Annotated in this window: 14 protein-coding genes; 7 read left to right on the top strand and 7 right to left on the bottom strand. The window is 68.6% G+C overall.

Translation table 11 applies throughout. The features are described 5' to 3' along the window. Nucleotides 1–195: 195 nt before the first annotated feature. Nucleotides 196–3,525: a BTAD domain-containing putative transcriptional regulator gene (locus tag ACIBK2_RS11820; RefSeq protein ID WP_396966256.1), complete on the bottom strand. Its 3,330-nt coding sequence runs from the start codon at nt 3,523–3,525 to the stop codon at nt 196–198. A gap of 199 nt (nt 3,526–3,724) precedes the next feature. Between ACIBK2_RS11820 and ACIBK2_RS11815 the strand changes: the two genes are divergently transcribed. The 3 genes from ACIBK2_RS11815 (at nt 3,725) to ACIBK2_RS11805 (ending at nt 6,235) form a co-directional block, all read left to right on the top strand. After that, the gene (locus ACIBK2_RS11815; protein ID WP_396967201.1) at nt 3,725–4,957 is read left to right on the top strand and encodes a YhgE/Pip domain-containing protein; all 1,233 of its coding nucleotides are present in this window, start codon (nt 3,725–3,727) and stop codon (nt 4,955–4,957) included. Nucleotides 4,958–5,002: 45 nt separating this feature from the next. Beyond that, nucleotides 5,003–5,443 carry a hypothetical protein gene (locus ACIBK2_RS11810; RefSeq protein WP_396966254.1) on the top strand — a complete coding sequence of 147 codons (441 nt, stop codon included), beginning with the start codon at nt 5,003–5,005 and terminating at the stop codon, nt 5,441–5,443. 75 nt (nt 5,444–5,518) lie between these two features. Further along, a complete protein-coding gene (locus tag ACIBK2_RS11805) occupies nt 5,519–6,235 on the top strand; it encodes an alpha/beta fold hydrolase (RefSeq protein ID WP_396966252.1) in 717 nt (238 codons plus the stop codon). A 424-nt stretch (nt 6,236–6,659) separates the two neighbouring features. Here the strand turns inward: ACIBK2_RS11805 and hemQ are convergent, their stop codons facing one another. The 4 genes from hemQ to hemE form a co-directional block, all read right to left on the bottom strand. Continuing rightward, nucleotides 6,660–7,355, bottom strand: coding sequence for a hydrogen peroxide-dependent heme synthase (hemQ, locus tag ACIBK2_RS11800; protein WP_396966250.1), 696 nt, complete (start codon nt 7,353–7,355; stop codon nt 6,660–6,662). Between the two features lie 169 nt (nt 7,356–7,524). Then, the gene (locus ACIBK2_RS11795) at nt 7,525–8,871 is read right to left on the bottom strand and encodes a protoporphyrinogen oxidase (RefSeq protein WP_396966248.1); all 1,347 of its coding nucleotides are present in this window, start codon (nt 8,869–8,871) and stop codon (nt 7,525–7,527) included. 227 nt (nt 8,872–9,098) lie between these two features. Continuing rightward, entirely contained in the window at nt 9,099–9,608 is a 510-nt protein-coding gene (locus ACIBK2_RS11790) for a uridine kinase (protein ID WP_396966246.1), read from the bottom strand. 23 nt (nt 9,609–9,631) lie between these two features. Continuing rightward, nucleotides 9,632–10,687, bottom strand: a complete 1,056-nt coding sequence (hemE, locus tag ACIBK2_RS11785) for a uroporphyrinogen decarboxylase (protein ID WP_396966244.1) — start codon at nt 10,685–10,687, stop codon at nt 9,632–9,634. Between the two features lie 176 nt (nt 10,688–10,863). On the opposite strand from hemE, the gene ACIBK2_RS11780 reads away from it, so the two are divergent. Both ACIBK2_RS11780 and ACIBK2_RS11775 read left to right on the top strand, forming a co-directional pair. Then, entirely contained in the window at nt 10,864–11,502 is a 639-nt protein-coding gene (locus ACIBK2_RS11780; RefSeq protein ID WP_357379032.1) for a DUF3000 domain-containing protein, read from the top strand. 145 nt (nt 11,503–11,647) lie between these two features. Further along, nucleotides 11,648–12,910 (top strand): HRDC domain-containing protein, encoded by a 1,263-nt coding sequence (locus ACIBK2_RS11775; protein ID WP_396966241.1) that lies wholly within the window; start codon nt 11,648–11,650, stop codon nt 12,908–12,910. Nucleotide 12,911: 1 nt separating this feature from the next. Here the strand turns inward: ACIBK2_RS11775 and ACIBK2_RS11770 are convergent, their stop codons facing one another. Then, the gene (locus ACIBK2_RS11770; RefSeq protein WP_396966239.1) at nt 12,912–13,322 is read right to left on the bottom strand and encodes an SRPBCC family protein; all 411 of its coding nucleotides are present in this window, start codon (nt 13,320–13,322) and stop codon (nt 12,912–12,914) included. A 100-nt stretch (nt 13,323–13,422) separates the two neighbouring features. Between ACIBK2_RS11770 and ACIBK2_RS11765 the strand changes: the two genes are divergently transcribed. Beyond that, nucleotides 13,423–13,998 (top strand): CGNR zinc finger domain-containing protein, encoded by a 576-nt coding sequence (locus ACIBK2_RS11765; protein ID WP_396966237.1) that lies wholly within the window; start codon nt 13,423–13,425, stop codon nt 13,996–13,998. Here the strand turns inward: ACIBK2_RS11765 and ACIBK2_RS11760 are convergent. Then, the gene (locus ACIBK2_RS11760) at nt 13,995–14,396 is read right to left on the bottom strand and encodes a MerR family transcriptional regulator (protein WP_396966235.1); all 402 of its coding nucleotides are present in this window, start codon (nt 14,394–14,396) and stop codon (nt 13,995–13,997) included. The genes ACIBK2_RS11765 and ACIBK2_RS11760 overlap by 4 nt on opposite strands. Nucleotides 14,397–14,424: 28 nt before the next feature. Between ACIBK2_RS11760 and ACIBK2_RS11755 the strand changes: the two genes are divergently transcribed. After that, nucleotides 14,425–15,153 carry a methyltransferase domain-containing protein gene (locus tag ACIBK2_RS11755; protein ID WP_396966233.1) on the top strand — a complete coding sequence of 243 codons (729 nt, stop codon included), beginning with the start codon at nt 14,425–14,427 and terminating at the stop codon, nt 15,151–15,153. The last annotated feature ends 127 nt before the right edge of the window (nt 15,154–15,280 follow it).

Raw genomic sequence — 15,280 nt, 5'->3', positions numbered from 1 at the left:
TCGCGAACGAATTCAGGCTGATCTTACGTGATCTGCTCGGACGCCCCGTGATTCAGTCACCGCTCGACCAACCGAAAAAACACGTCTTCACCAGCGAAAGAGCTCCACATACTCGCCCCAGAGCCTGTAGACGTTCGAGCGCTACTGCATCAACTCCATCTCGTTGCGCCTGCAGCCTGCGGAGGGTTCCACCAGCTAGAACACCGGGGCTCGGTCGCAATCTCGCTCCCATCCCACGGTTTGCCGGTCACCCTCAGTGATGGAATTGCTCGGGGGCGAGTGGTCGAGGAATGCGGCGAGTTCGTCGAGCACCTGCTGGGCCGGTAGGAACACGCAGGCGCCGGGGCCGATGATCTCACGCGCCACCGGGAGCAGGGTTCGATAAGCGTCGGCGGCTACGTCGCGTTCACCGACGTGCACCGCGGCCAGCCCGTTGAGGGCAACGTCGAGTTCGTAGGTGGCGTCCAGCGGAGGCGGTGGCGCCGTACGCAACAGGTGCCGGGCGCGGTCGTGCTCTCCGGCCAGGGCCAGGGTGAGCGCGAATCGCGGCGCCGAGGCAGGCCAGGTGGGGTAATCCCGGACCAACTCCGGCAGGAATTCCGCGGCCCGGCCCGCTCGATAGGCCCGGCACCAATCGATGGTCACCATCAGCTTGTCCGCGCGCTGAACACCGGCCTTCTCCAAGCTCACCGCGCCGGTCCGGTAGGCAGCGCTCACCTCGGTCTCGGGTGCGCCGGCCAGCTCGAGCAGCATCGCCCGATGCCAGAGCACCCGGGCCGCGCTGGGCGGATGGTCGTAGCGCCCCGAATGTCTGGCCAGCTCGGCGATCGTCGATTCCACTTCGGCCAGGTCACCGCCTCGCTCGGCGGTGTAGATCTGCCACAGCAGGCCGAGCCGTTCGGACGCGACGAGATGATGTTCCCTGGCGAGTTCGACGAGTTCGGCGGCCACTGCGGCGCGCTCGTCGAGTTTGCCGGGCACGCAGAAGGCCTGGGTGTGGGCCGCGATCAGCACCTCGACGCGGGTTTCCGGGGAGAGTTCGATGCGCTCGGCGATCGCCATCGCCGCCGCGGCGGCCTGCCTGCCACGGTCGGACGGGTCGCCATAGCACTTGCCTGCGAGTTTCGTCAGCAACAGTGCGCGTAAGTCGCTGTCGCCCTCGGGTAACGCGCGCAGGTTCTGCTCCAGGAATTCGACCACCCGCTGTAGGTGCGCACGATTCTGCGGATTGACCCGCCGCTCGGCCAGCAGCGGGTTGGCCGGGTCGGCGGACACCATGATCCGGGCGGTCAGCGCGGGATCACCCAGTGCCCCCAGCGGTTCCACCGCCTCGGCCTGCAACTCCCGCATCGCCTCCCGGTGGCCCAAATAGGCGTGCGCCTCAATCAATTCCGCGATCAAGGTCAGCCGTTCGTGGGTCGTGGCACCGAATCGGTCCACCAGGGTCACGGCGGCGTTGCGCAGGCGTTCGGCCTCGGTATAGGCGAATCGGGCGGCGGCCTGATCGGCTGCCGCCCGCGCGTAGCGAACCGCGGACGCGGCGGATTCCGCAGTCGGGGCGTGCAGGTGATGGCGGGCAAGTGCGGCAAAGTTGTTGGGCTGCAAGCGTTCCAGCGCGGCCGCTGCCTGCCGGTGCCACAGCACCCGGCGCGGGGTCGAGATGCCGGCGTAGACGGCCTCGTGCATCAGGGCATGGGTGAAGCGCACGGTGCCGTCCACCGCACCGTCGTCGAGGATCCCCGCGCCCAGTCCCACCTCGGTGCCCTCCACCACCGCCTCGTAGTCGGGTTCGGCACCCGTGCCACGGTCCCCGCCGAGCGCGGCGAGCAGTTCGAGATCGACGTGGTCGCCGAGCACTGCGGCCTTGCGTAACAGGATGCGCACCGGTTCCGGCAACCCGGCCAGCCGCAGACCGAGGACATCCAGCACCCCGCCGGGCACCTGGGACACGGCTGCCTGCGGTCCGTCTGTCGCGAGTAGCCGGGCCACCTCCCGCACCAGGAACGGATTGCCCCCGGTGCGGTGGGTGATGCGGGCGGCGAGATCCTCGTCCGCCTCGAGCGCGGCGGTGACCCGCACCAGCGCGGCGACGGCGCCGGCGGCCAGGCCACCGAGTTCGAATCGTTCCGGCTGGTGGGCGGCCAGCCGACCCAGCGCGTCCGCCAGCGGCTCGGGTCGCGGTCCAGGGCGCAGCGTGCCGATCACCAGCAGCGGACGCTCGACGAGCCGGCGGACCACCTCGGCCAACGGGGTCAACGTGTCGGCATCGGCGAAGTGCAGATCCTCCACCACGAGCAGCAGCGGCCCGCGATTCACCACGCATTCGAGGTGTTCGGTCAGCGCGCGGCAGAACCGGAACAAGTTTGCGGTCGCGTTGTCCACACTCGTCGGGGCTTCGGGAGTAGCCTCGCCCAACAATCCGGCCAGTTCCGGAGTGAGCGGATGCTGGGCGCCGAGCTGGTCGAGGATCTCCCGCCACGGCCAGCCGCCGGGCGCGCCGGCCAGCTCCGGACAGCGGGCGAGGCCGATCGCCCAACCATCGACCCGCAACCGGGTCACCAGATGTTCGACCAGGGTGGTTTTGCCGATGCCCGCCGGGCCCTCCACCAGAACCAGTTGCCGGCGCCCCGCACCGGCTGCGGCCGCCAGCCGGGACAGCCGGTCCACCTCGACGGACCGGCCGACCAACGGCTCGTCCACCGATCGGTCGGCCTCGGCGGGTTCGTTCGAGGCGTGCAGGCCGACCATGCTCTGCCGCGGGGTGAGATGGGGCGACTGACTCAGGATGTCGGCTTCGAGCTGCCGCAACCGCGGGCCGGGATCGAGCCCGATCTCCTCGCGCAACACGGTCCGGACCCGCTGCAACGTGGCCAGCGCGTCGTCCTGGCGACCGGATCGATAGAGCGCCAACGCCAGCAGTCGCCAGCCCTCCTCCCGCAGCGGGTGCTCGGCCACATACGTGCTCAGGTCGGGCAGGGCCTCGGCGGGACGACCGAGTTCGAGCAAGGCGGTGGCCTTGCCCTCGAACGCGACCTGCTGGAGTTCGGTCAGCCGGGAGATTTCGGCGCGCGCCCATTCGGTGTCGCTGAACTCAGCGTAGGGCTGACCCCGCCACAGTCGCAGGCCGTGCCGGAACTGGGTCAGCGCGTCCGCCGCCTGATCCCGGGCCAGCAGGTCGGTGGCCTCGTCGGCGAACGCTTCGAATCGCCCGGCGTCGACGGAGTTCGACTCGGCCCGCAGCACGTAGCCCGATGCGGCGGTGACCAGGACTTTCGCTGGCGTCCTCGGCAACCGGCCGGGTTCGAGGGCCTGGCGCAGATGGAACACGAGGGTGCGCACGGTCGCGATCGCGTGCCGCGGCGGTTGCTCACCCCAGAGGTCGTCCACCAGCCGCTCCACTGACACCGCTTGCCCGCGGGACAGCAGCAGTCGAGCCAAAACCTCGCGATGCCGGGAACCACCGAGCTCGATGCTGGTCTCGCCATCGCACACCTGGACCGAGCCCAGCACCTGGAACGTGATCATCCTGGTCGCAGCATACGTTCGCGGTCCCCAACCCCAGATAAATGCCACCCAAACCCGGATAAACGCCAGATAAATATCCGTGACGCCGGACTGCCCGAAGCGCCGAAACCACCGTTTATCCCGGTTGGCCAGAGTTGGCCTCACCTTCACCGGATCGGTTCGAACCGGGTCGGGAAACTCAGGAAGGAGTTCGGTGGTTATGCGAGCGACCGCGTTGTTACGCAGTCCGAAAATTTGGGTGTTCACCGTGTATGGCGTCGTGATCGCCGTGGTGCTGACCATGGGTTACCTGGGCGGTGTACTCGATACCGACACCCCGGCGCAGCGGGTGCCGATCGCCTGGGTCGACGCCGACACCGGGGTCGGCGCCCAACGCGACGGCGCGCAGCTCGACGAGCAGGTGTTCAGCGGATCGGCGCAGCACACCGCGCGCTGGATCCGCGCCGACACCGAGGCCGCGGCACGCGAGCTGCTGGCCCGGAACGAGGCTTACGCCGCGGTGGTGATCCCGCCGGAGTTCACCGCCCGGGTCACCGCGTTGACCACGCCGGGTGCGAACGCCGCCCCGGTACCCGTCACGGTGCTGAGCAACCCGCTGGCCGGACCGGCCGCCAGCGGCACCGCCGTCGGGGTGGCCGCGGCCGTATTGAGCCGGCTGTCCCAGCAACTGGGCGCTGGGCTGACGCCGGCCGGTCTCGCTTCCGCACCGGGACTGCTGAGCGACCCGGTGAAGGTCGTAGTGACCCCCGCGACCTCGGTGCCGACGCACAGCGCGGGTGGGATGGCGGCGTTCTACTACGCGCTGGTGTTGATCCTGACCGGGTTCCTGCTCGCCCAGCTGCTGCATTCCGGCGTGGACGGCGCGTTGGGCTTCGCACCGCGCGAGTTCCTGCATCGGCGCTCGACCCGGGCGCCGCTACCGATCGACCGTGTGCACACCCTGCTGGTCAAGATCGGGGTGCTGGCCGGGTGCGCGGTGATCGCGGCCACGGTGATCGAGGCACTCGCGGTCCTCGGGCTGGGGATGCCCGCCGCGCATCCGCTCGGGCTGTGGTTGTTCTCCGTGCTTGCGGTGTTCACCGCCGGGGTGGTTCCGCTGGCGCTGCTGGCCGTGATCGGCGCGCCCGGCGCGCTGGTGGCGACTGTGGTGCTTGTGGTGTTCGGGGTCCCCTCCTCGGGCGGGGCCTATCCGCCGGAACTGCAACCCGCGGTGTTCCGCTGGCTCGGTGACGTGCTGCCGATGCGCCACATCACCGACGCCGCCCGTGACCTGATCTTCCCGACCAGCTCGTTCCACCTGACCGGCGCGGTGGTCGCCGTCTCGCTGTGGCTGGTATTCAGCCTCGCCTTTGGACTCGGCGCCACCGCCTTCTACGACCGCACCGGCCGGGGGCGGGTCAGCGCGCACGAACGTTCCTGGCAACCCGCCTGACCTTCTTCATTACTCGAATTCATCACTGCCACAAGGAGAACCATCATGACCACACCATTGGCCCTGACCAGCGCGCTTGGCTCGGTGTCCAAGACCGGCCGCTGGCAGGTCCCCGCGCAGATCGACGCGACCTCGACGATGGGCTCGGTGTTACTGGACTTCACCGCAGCCGACTGCCCGCACGCCGAGGTCGACGTGCACGTCAACTGCCAAGCCGGACGGATCACCCTCGTCGTCCCCGACGGATGGGGTGTCGACACCAGCGCGTTGACCGCCAACGGCGCCGGCGTCGACGTCACCGTGGGCGGCGCTGCCGAACCCGGCCTGCCCCTGCTGAAGATCACCGGCCAGGTCACCTGGGGCCGACTGCTCATCACCGGCCCGGACCAGCTCCGGACCCGCCAGGACGAGCGATCCGAGCGCCACCAGCGGCACGAGCAGCACCGCGCCGAACGGGCGCTGCGCCGCGAACACCGTCACCACTGACCGACGATCCACGCCCCGCCCTCATCAACCAGATCCACACCACCACAACCCAATTCAGTTCGAGGAGTCAACATCATGAACAGGTCCACCGTCGTCCTGGTCCACGGCGCGTTCGCCGACGCCACCAGCACCTGGAACACCATCGCGGGTGTGCTCATCCAGCGCGGTCATCCCGTGGTCGCCGTCGCCAATCCGCTGCGCGGCCTGCACCACGACGCCGAATACCTGCGCGCCGTCCTGGCCACCATCCCCGGCCCGATCACCCTGGTCGGCCACTCCTACGGCGGCGCGGTCATCACCGAGGCGGCGACCGGGGTCGATCAGGTCAGCGCGCTGGTCTACATCGCCGCCTTCGCCCCTGACGAGGGCGAATCGGCCGGCCAGCTCGACGAGAAGTTCGGCGGCCGCGCCCAGCAGATCTCCCAGGCCCGACCGCTGCCCGGCCCGGCACCGCTGCACGGCCCGCCGCACATCGAACTCAGCATCGTCGCGGCCCACTACCGCGATGCCTTCGCCCCCGACACCGACCCGGAGACCGCGGCCGTCCTCGCCGCCACCCAACGCCCGCTCGCGCTGGCCGCGATGCTCGAACCCGCCGGGCCCCCGGCCTGGAAGACGCTGCCCAGCTACTTCGCCATCTCCACCCGCGACCAGATGATCCCCACCGACGGACAACGCAACATGGCCGAGCGCATGGACGCCATCACCATCGACCTCGACGCCGGCCACGCCTCCCCGCTCAGCCACCCGCACCCCATCGCCGATCTCATCTCCACCGCCTCCGCCGCCTGACCCATCGACATTCCCGTCCGGGGCGGACCGACATCCGCCCCGGACGGCACCGGCATCCCGGCACCACCCCGAAAGGACCAGCCATGCGAATCCACGCCGGAGTCGGCCCAGCGTCAGATCTGATCAAGGCGGTGACCGAGGCCGACGACTGGCACCATCCGAAGGCCATCGGCGAGTTGCTGAATCGGCCTGCTCGACCACTCGCGAGACGCGCCACGGGCACGCTTGCCCCCAGAGTTGACGCTCATTGCCAATCCATCGCTGGACACTCAATATTCGTCCGCGTTCTCAGCGGGTCGACACGCAGCAACGGCCCGGATTCACCGACCACCCTGGGACTGAAATCGACCCAGATGTTCGAGCGCTACTTCCATCTCCCTGCGCCTGCTCCCTGCAGAGGTTTCTACCAGCTAGGACACCGCGCTCAGGGTAGGGCGTTGATGAGCTTGTCGAGCTCGACCCGGGGCCCGGTGAAGAAGGGGACCTCTTCGCGGACGTGCAGGCGGGCCTCGGTGGCGCGCAGGTCGCGCATGAGGTCGACGATGCGGTGCAGTTCGGGGGCCTCGAAGGCGAGGATCCACTCGTAGTCGCCGAGGGCGAACGAGCTGACCGTGTTGGCGCGCACGTCCGGGTAGCCGCGGGCGGCCTTGCCGTGGTCGGCGAGCATCTTGCGACGCTCCTCGTCGGGCAGCAGGTACCACTCGTAGGAGCGGACGAACGGGTACACGCAGATGTAATTGCCCGGCTCTTCACCGGTCAAGAAAGCCGGAAGGTGGCTCTTGTTGAACTCGGCGGGCCGATGTAGTGCCGCGTTGCTCCACACCGGATCGCTCGCGCGACCCAACTCGGTGGTGCGACGGAAGTCCGCGTAGGCGGACTGCAGGTCCTCGATGCGCTCGGCGTGCGTCCAGATCATGAAGTCGGCATCGGCGCGCATCCCTGCCACGTCGTACACACCGCGAACCACCACGTCACGATCCGCGAGCCCCTCGAAGAACGCCCGTGCCTCCTTGATCGCCGCCGCCCGTTCATCACCGAGCACCCCCGGCTGCACCTGGAACACGGAGAACATCAGGTAGCGAATAGTCGAGTTGAGTTCCTGATAATCGAGTCGCGCCATGCCACCTATCGTGCCACTCGGGGGAACATGAACGTTTCGCGGTGTGGGTGGTGTGCACCACGCGCTCATCCACCGGGGATGCGACGGATTCGACAGACGACGGCGTCGTCGGGCGGCGTCGGCCCCGTTGACGACTGCGGAAGGGCGCGCCTGCAATAGCGCGAGCGAATCAGGTTGCGGCAGCGGCGATGTGGTGGGCGGCGGCGTTGCCGGAGGCGACGCAGGCTGGGACGCCGACGCCGTGGAGGTAAGCGCCTGCGAGGGCCAAGCCGTCGAGCGGGGCAACTGCTGATTCGATGGCGGCGATGCGGTCGGTGTGGCCGGGGGCGTACTGGGCCAGGCCGCCGCGCCAACGTTGGACGACGGCGGAGGTCGGCTCGATGGCGACGCCGGTGACGGTCGCCAAGTCTTCTGCGGCGGCGGTGATCAGGTCGGCGTCGGACCAGGACAGGGTGGAGTCGTCGCCGAACTTGCCGAACGATGCTCGGACCAAGGCGGTTTCGCGTTCGGCGAGGTGGGTCCATTTGCGGCTGGACAACGTGAAGGCCTTGGCACGCAACGGTTCACCGGTGGCGACCAGGATGCCAGAATTCTGTGGGAGCGCGGTGTCGCGTGGCAGGGCAAGCGCGACAACGACCGACGAAGACAACTCGATACCGGACAGCGGCGCGGCGACGTTCGGTGCGACCGTGCCGAGCAGGCGGGCGGTCACGGGTGCGGGCGTGGCAAGTACCACCGCATCGACCGCGCCGATCGGGTCGACGACCCAGCCGCGCATCCCACGAGCAAGCCGCGTCGCCGGTGTCGCGGTGACGAACTTCGCACCCGAGCGCGCCGCCAACGCCTCCAGCAACACCTGATATCCGTCACGAAGACCACCGAATACCGGGGCGTCCGACGGCGGCGGCAGCGCGACCGACACCGCATGGGTAAGGCTGGGCGCACCATCGTCCAACGCAGCAGCCAAGGTGGGCAGCGACGCACGCACCCCAATCGAACGGGAACTCCCCGCGTACACCCCACCGAGCAACGGATCCACACTCCGCTCGGCAACCTGCACCCCGAACCGTTCGGCGACCAAGCGATACACATCGACATCCGCGCCAGGCTCCCAAGCCAACGGCCGCCGCGACTCCCCCGCAATCCGCTCGACCGTCTCCGCGTCGACCAGCCCTCGCATCGACTCGGCATCCGCCGGTATCCCCATCAACGTCCGAGCAGGCAACGCATGCCCCACCCCACCCGACCACACCAGCGGCCGCAACCCAGCGGGCGTCACCAGCTGCGTCTCCAGCCCCACCTCTCGCAGCAACTCCGGCACCTCGGGGCGCCGCCCGACAAACGCCTCCGCCCCCAAATCCAAAGGCTCCCCGGCAACTTCACCGGTATAGAGAATCCCTCCCACTCGCTCGGCCCGATCGAGTACCACGATGTCAGCGTCGCCCCCTAGCAACACCCGCAACCGATACGCAGCAACCAGCCCGCTGATCCCACCACCGACCACCGCGATCCTCATGCCGTCGACGGTATCCCCCACCCCTACCCCACCCGCGGCCGGTCCACTCCCCGCCGAACGTTCATGATCACCGACACCGGTCACGTTCAAGATCATCGGGAACTGGTGCTGGCATCAGCCGACTCGGGTTCCTCATGATCATCTGTCCAGTTTTCGTGAAGTGAGACGCATCGCGTGCAGTCGTGGACGACCGCGCCCGAGCTCGGGCGCGGGGCCGGCAGTCAGAGTTATGCGGTGCCGTTCACGATGATGTCTGCGTGGGCACAGGTGTTGTCGGCTGCGAAGTGGTCGTCTTCGTCGGCCATCCACTGTTCCCAGAGAGATAGGGCGGAGGAGCCGTCGCGTTCGAGGCCGCGGGCTAAGCGCAGGGGCCGTGGGGCGTCGACCCACATCGAAAGCGACAGACGAGGGCGGACAGCGGCGCGGGACGAGGAGACACCCTCGAGCACGACCACGCCGCCTGGGGCGATCTCGTGCCATTCGGCGAGCGCTCGTCGATCCCAGTCGTAGCGCTGGTATCGGGTGAGTGCGTCGCGGCCGAGCGGTTCGAGCACTTGGCTTTCCAGGCGCGGCCACCAATTCAAGGTGTTGTCCCATGAGGCGAAGCTGTCGGTCGGCACCACAGGTGCGTTGAACTCGCGCGCGAGTTGTGCGGCGAGCGTTGACTTTCCGGCTCCGCCCGGGCCGTCGATCGCGATCAATCTGGTCGAACCGAGCCGGGGCTCGCTGGCAGCCACGCGCGCGACGATCTCCGCGAGCACTACAGCTCGTGCACCAACTCGACCAACGCCGTGAGCACCCCGGGATCGGTATCGGGCAGCACACCATGACCGAGGTTGAAGATGTGCCCCTTGGCACCCAACGTGATCGCCTCATCCGCCTCGGCGGCAATACGCCGCGCTTCGGTTTCGACCGCGGCCGAGCCCGCGAAGAGCACCGCCGGATCGAGGTTGCCCTGCAACGCTTTTCCGGGTCCGACCCGACGCACGGCGTCGGTGAGCGGTACCCGCCAGTCGACGCCGACCACATCGGCGCCCGCCTCTCCCATCACGCCGAGCAGTTCGCCGGTGCCGACACCGAAGTGAATCCGCGGCACACCCGCGTCGGCGACCTCGGCGAAGACACGTTCGGAGTGCGGCAGCACGAAGCGCCGATAGTCGGCGAGGGAGAGCGCACCCGCCCAGGAGTCGAACAACTGCACCGCGTCGACGCCGGCCTCGAGTTGGGCCTGCAGGAACGCGATGGTGATGTCGGTGAGCGCACCGAGCAGCGCGTGCCAGGTCTGCGGGTCGGCGTACATCATCGCCTTGGTGCGCTCGTGGTTCTTGCTCGGCCCGCCCTCGACCAGGTACGACGCGAGTGTGAACGGCGCACCCGCGAACCCGATCAGCGGCGTCTCGCCGAGCGCGTCGACCAGCAGCCGCACCCCATCCGCGACCGCACCCACTTCCTCCGGCCGCAGCCGCGGCAGCGCGCGCACATCGTCGACGGTGCGCACCGGCGACGCGACGACCGGCCCGACGCCGGGCACGATATCGAGGTCGATCCCGGCGGCCTTCAGCGGAACGACGATGTCGGAGAACAGGATCGCCGCGTCCACCCCGTGCCTCCGGATCGGCTGCATGGTGATCTCGCACACCAGCTCGGGATCGAAGCAGGATTCCAGCATGCCGACGCCCTTGCGCAGCTCGCGGTATTCGGGCAACGACCGTCCGGCTTGCCGCATGAACCACACCGGACGCCTGCTCGGCGTCGCCCCGGTGGCGGCGGCCAGGAACGGGGCATCGGTCAGACGGCGGCGAGTATGAGTGCTCATCGATCCCCATCGTAAAGGTCCGCGATCGGGCCGAGCGCATGCCGGTGGACACCTCCCGCAAACGCGACACGCCGAAGCGCGCAACGCGCGGAAGCACGGAATGGCCCGCGGACGCCGCAGCAATACAGCGGCGCGCCTCCGACTGTGCCGGGTGCACAAGGTCTACCGTCCCCTTCGTGACACCGCTCGACTTCCGCGACGGCGCCGCAGCGACCGAGGGACCCCATGGCGAGCCAGCTCAATTTCGCGCCGCGGTCGATGCGATGGGCACCGCTACCGTGCACCCTCGGATCGAGCTGGCGCCGATCCGGCCGCCGCAACGTCTGGCTCCTTACTCTTACGCACTCGGTGCTGAGGTAAAACACCCGGAAACCGGTGTCGTGCCGGTCGATTCGGAAGGCGACGCGTTCGGCAGGCTGATCCTGCTGCACGACCCGGACGGTGACGAGGCCTGGCATGGCACGCTGCGGCTGGTCGCCTACATCCAGGCCGACATCGATGCCGCGCTGGCCAACGATCCGCTGCTGCCGGAGGTGGCGTGGAGCTGGCTGGTCGACGCGCTGGAGTCGCGCTCGGAACCGTTCACCGCATTGGGCGGGACTGTGACCTCGACCAGTTCGGTGCGCTACGGCGATATCGCGGGCCCGCCGCGCGCCCATCAGCTCGAGCTGCGCGCCTCGTGGACCGCGATCACCAACGACATGCGCCCGCACGTGGAAGGTTTCTGCGAGGTACTCGCCTACGCGGCCGGTCTCCCACCGGCCGGTATCACCGAGTTGCAGATGCGACCCGACCTGTCGAACGATCAGCGGTAGACCCGGCGGCACGGGAAGACCAGCGGCCGACGCGACGTTGTCACCAAGGAAAGCATCCATCGATTCCGCTGTTGTTCGCCTTCCCGACACACGGAAGCCCGATAGGACGACGACCGCTGCGGCACTGCACGTAAAGTTCAACAACATGTCCGTACCCGACGAATCCGAACCCACCGGCGCGCCACCTTTGCTCGCGCCCGTGGAAGGCGTGCCTCCGGTACTGGACACCGCCGCTGAAATCGCTGCGGCCGCCGCTCGTCTCGCCGCGGGCACCGGCCCGCTCGCCGTCGATGCCGAACGTGCCTCTGGTTTCCGATATTCGGCGCGCGCCTACCTGATTCAGCTCCGCCGCAAGGGTGCGGGCACCTTCCTCATCGATCCGATTCCGGTCGCCGACGCGCTCGCACCGCTGGCCGACGCGATCAACGAGCTGGAATGGGTATTGCATTCGGCGGACCAGGATCTGCCGGGTCTGGCCGAGCTCGGTCTGCGCCCGCAGCGTCTGTTCGATACCGAATTGGGCGGCAGGCTGGCCGGTTTCGAGCGCGTCGGCTTGGCCGCGATGGTGGAGAACCTGCTCGGCCACGCTCTACGCAAGGGGCACGGCGCGGCCGATTGGTCGACCAGGCCGCTGCCCGACGAATGGCTCAATTACGCGGCGCTGGATGTCGAACTGCTGCTGGAGTTGCGCGACGCGGTCGCCGAGGACCTCGAGTCGCAAGGCAAAACCGATTGGGCGGCACAGGAATTCGAGCACGTCCGGACCACCGAGCCGCCCGCGCCGAAGGCCGACCGGTGGCGGCGCACCTCTGGCATCCACAATCTGCGCCGGACCAGGCAGTTGGCCGTGGTCCGCGAACTCTGGACCACCCGCGACACCCTGGCGCGCGCCCGCGATGTCGCGCCCGCGCGCATCCTGCCGGACGCCGCGATCATCGCGGCCGTCACCGCCGACCCGAAGACGATCGCGCAATTGCGCGCATTGCCGGTTTACGGCGGGCCCCGCCAGCGTCGGTACTCCCGGGAGTGGCTGGCGGCCGTCGATCGCGGCCGCACCATGCCGGACAACGACCTACCCCCGCTGACCCAGCCGTTCGACGGCCCGCCCCCGGTGAACCGCTGGGAGCGCCGCGACCCGGCCGCCGCGGCCCGGTTGACTCGCGCGCGCACGGCGATGGGTGAGCTGTCCACCGAGCATTCGATCCCGGTCGAGAACCTGCTCTCACCCGACCTGGTCCGCCGCCTGTGCTGGGACGGACTGCCGGATTACGACCGTGTCCCCGACTCCCCCGACGACCTGGCCGCCGCCATCGACGGCTTCCTGAAGTCGGGCGGTGCCAGGCCCTGGCAGCGTGAGCTGGCCGTGCCGCAGCTGACCGTGGCGCTGACGCCGAAGCCCGCCGAGTAGCTCAAGACGTCACGCTTTCCTGCGCCTGTTTGAAGGTGCGCAGTCCCTCGTCCATCCCGGACTCGAAAGCCTGCGCGAGTTCGGCGGGTAGTACGTCGTGGATCCAGACGAAGCGGCTGTGCCCGTCGCCGTGCGGGAAGACCTGCATGGTCGCGTTGTTGTGCTCCGGTGTCACGCTGCCGCCGATGATCGAGTAGACGAAGCGCTGTTCGTCGTCGTCGATCGTGACGAGCCGTTCGCGCAGTGTCGTGCCGTCGGCGAAGTCGACCACGCGAGTGTCCGGGTCGACGAGCTTGCTGTCGATCGCGTAACCGGGTGCCATCCGGACCGGGCCCGCCGCGAAATCGCGGATGATCGCCCAGATGTCCTCGGCGGGGACCTCGATGATGAGCTCTTTCTTGACCGATGCCATCAGGGGACTCCTTGCGTGGGTTTCCGGTCCTTGATAACTACCGTGAGCTGAACGATAGTTAGCTAACCACCCATCGTCAATAGATAGTTAAGATGGTGGCGTGGCAGGTGAAATCGTCGCGGGTGGGCCCGCGGTATTGCAGCGCATCGTGGACTTCGTCAACACGCGTGGTGCGGACAGCGACGGCCTCGGCACGTCCGAGCAGTTGACGAGCTGGCTGCACACGCACGACCTGCTCCCGGTCTGCGCGCAGGCCAACGGCGATGACCGCGAGCGCGCCGTCTGGCTGCGTGAAGGGCTGCGTGCGCTGCTCGCCGAGAACAATGCCGAACCCGTCACCAGCCCGCGCCCGGACGGCCTCGACCCCACGGCGCGAACAGAACTCGCGACGCTGACCGCCGCGCTCCCCCTGCACCTCGACGTGACCGGCGGCCTACCGCGCTTGGCCCCACAGACCCGCCAGCCCGTCGATTACGCACTGTCCATCCTGCTCGCCGACGTCGCGACCGCCGTCGCCGCCGGCACCTGGCCGCGCCTCAAAGCCTGCCGGGAACCGAGCTGCCGCTGGGCCTTCTACGATCAGTCCCGCAACCACGGTCGCACCTGGTGCTCGATGAACGTGTGCGGCAATCGGGTCAAAGTCCGTGCCTCGCAACGGCGCCGGGCCGCGGGCTAGGCGCTCGACCGGAGCAGGCGCTCGGACACCGCCGCTCGGAAGTGTGGGCAGGTGGTGAAGTCTGTGTGTTCGCAGGCCATGGCGTGTTCGATCATGTCCAGCGAGGCTTGTGCGGTGGCGATGCGCGCCCGCAATTCGTTTCGCTGCCTGCTGAGCACTGTCGAGCGGTCGGGGGTGGTGAGCATGGTGTGGATGTCATCGAGGGTGAACCCGGCTTCCTTGGCGCGCAGGATCACTGCGACACGGAAGATGTCGTCGTCGCGGTAGGTCCGCCGACCCGCCGAATCTCGTTGCGGGGTCAACAGGCCCACGGATTCCCAGTGTCGCAGGACATGCGTCGCCAGGCCGAATCGGGCGGCCACCGCCCCGATGCTGTTCGCCCCGTGGCTTGACTTCATGTCGACATTAAGTCGCACGATGGTCGCCATGTCCACTCTGATCGAGCGCCTCGACGCCGTTGATGCCGCGCCGGGCGCCGCCGAACTCCGCGCCCATTCCTACGACCTGCTGGACCCCGCCGCCAGAGTGGTGGATGTCGGTTGCGGGTCCGGCCGCGCCGTCGCCGAACTGGCCGGGCGAGGTGCTGTTCCGATCGGGATCGATCCGAGCGAGCAGATGATCGATGTCGCGCGAACTCGCTGGCCCACACTGGACTTTCGCCTCGGTACAGCGGAAGCCCTTCCGCTGCCGGATGAATCGGTGTCCGGCTACCGTGCCGACAAGGTCTTCCACGAAATCGCTGACCCGGCAGTGGCATTGGCCGAGGCTCGACGGGTGCTCGCGCCGGGCGGGCGCATCGTCCTCCTCGGCCAGGACTGGGATGCCATCATCATCGACTCCGGCGACCCGGAAACCACCCGCACCGTGGTGCACGCCCGCGCCGACACAATCACCAGCCCTCGCTCCGCGCGGGCCTATCGGAACCTGTTGCTGGCCAGCGGTTTCCAAGACGTCACCGTCGAAGCGCGTACGCCGATCTGCACCGACGACCTGATGCTCCCGATGCTGACCGGCTTGGCCGCAGCTGCAGTCGCCAGCACAAACCTGGACGAGGATCGCGCCGAAGTCTGGGTGGCCGAACAGACCGCGCGCGCCCGGTCGGGCCGACTCCTCTTAGCAGTACCGCTATTCATCGCGGCGGCAACGCGGCGCTGACGTCACCTGTCGTCGTTCACATACCCACGATGGCAACGCGGCAACGCGGCAACGCGGCAACGCGGCAACGCGGCAACGCGGCAACGCGGCAACGCGGCAACGCGGCAACGCGGCAACGCGGCAACGC

Source organism: Nocardia sp. NPDC050175 (assembly GCF_044459885.1).
In the GTDB taxonomy this organism is placed as follows: domain Bacteria; phylum Actinomycetota; class Actinomycetes; order Mycobacteriales; family Mycobacteriaceae; genus Nocardia.
The sequence above is the reverse complement of the archived record's forward strand: the minus strand, read 5'-3'. Positions and strand labels throughout refer to the sequence as shown.

What these genes read in the sequence shown, in the direction of transcription:
- ACIBK2_RS11820 (WP_396966256.1), bottom strand. Translation starts at nt 3,525, where the DNA reads ATGATCACGTTCCAGGTGCTGGGCTCGGTCCAGGTGTGCGATGGCGAG.
- ACIBK2_RS11815 (WP_396967201.1), top strand. Translation starts at nt 3,725, where the DNA reads ATGCGAGCGACCGCGTTGTTACGCAGTCCGAAAATTTGGGTGTTCACC.
- ACIBK2_RS11810 (WP_396966254.1), top strand. Translation starts at nt 5,003, where the DNA reads ATGACCACACCATTGGCCCTGACCAGCGCGCTTGGCTCGGTGTCCAAG.
- ACIBK2_RS11805 (WP_396966252.1), top strand. Translation starts at nt 5,519, where the DNA reads ATGAACAGGTCCACCGTCGTCCTGGTCCACGGCGCGTTCGCCGACGCC.
- hemQ (WP_396966250.1), bottom strand. Translation starts at nt 7,355, where the DNA reads ATGGCGCGACTCGATTATCAGGAACTCAACTCGACTATTCGCTACCTG.
- ACIBK2_RS11795 (WP_396966248.1), bottom strand. Translation starts at nt 8,871, where the DNA reads ATGAGGATCGCGGTGGTCGGTGGTGGGATCAGCGGGCTGGTTGCTGCG.
- hemE (WP_396966244.1), bottom strand. Translation starts at nt 10,687, where the DNA reads ATGAGCACTCATACTCGCCGCCGTCTGACCGATGCCCCGTTCCTGGCC.
- ACIBK2_RS11775 (WP_396966241.1), top strand. Translation starts at nt 11,648, where the DNA reads ATGTCCGTACCCGACGAATCCGAACCCACCGGCGCGCCACCTTTGCTC.
- ACIBK2_RS11770 (WP_396966239.1), bottom strand. Translation starts at nt 13,322, where the DNA reads ATGGCATCGGTCAAGAAAGAGCTCATCATCGAGGTCCCCGCCGAGGAC.
- ACIBK2_RS11760 (WP_396966235.1), bottom strand. Translation starts at nt 14,396, where the DNA reads ATGAAGTCAAGCCACGGGGCGAACAGCATCGGGGCGGTGGCCGCCCGA.
- ACIBK2_RS11755 (WP_396966233.1), top strand. Translation starts at nt 14,425, where the DNA reads ATGTCCACTCTGATCGAGCGCCTCGACGCCGTTGATGCCGCGCCGGGC.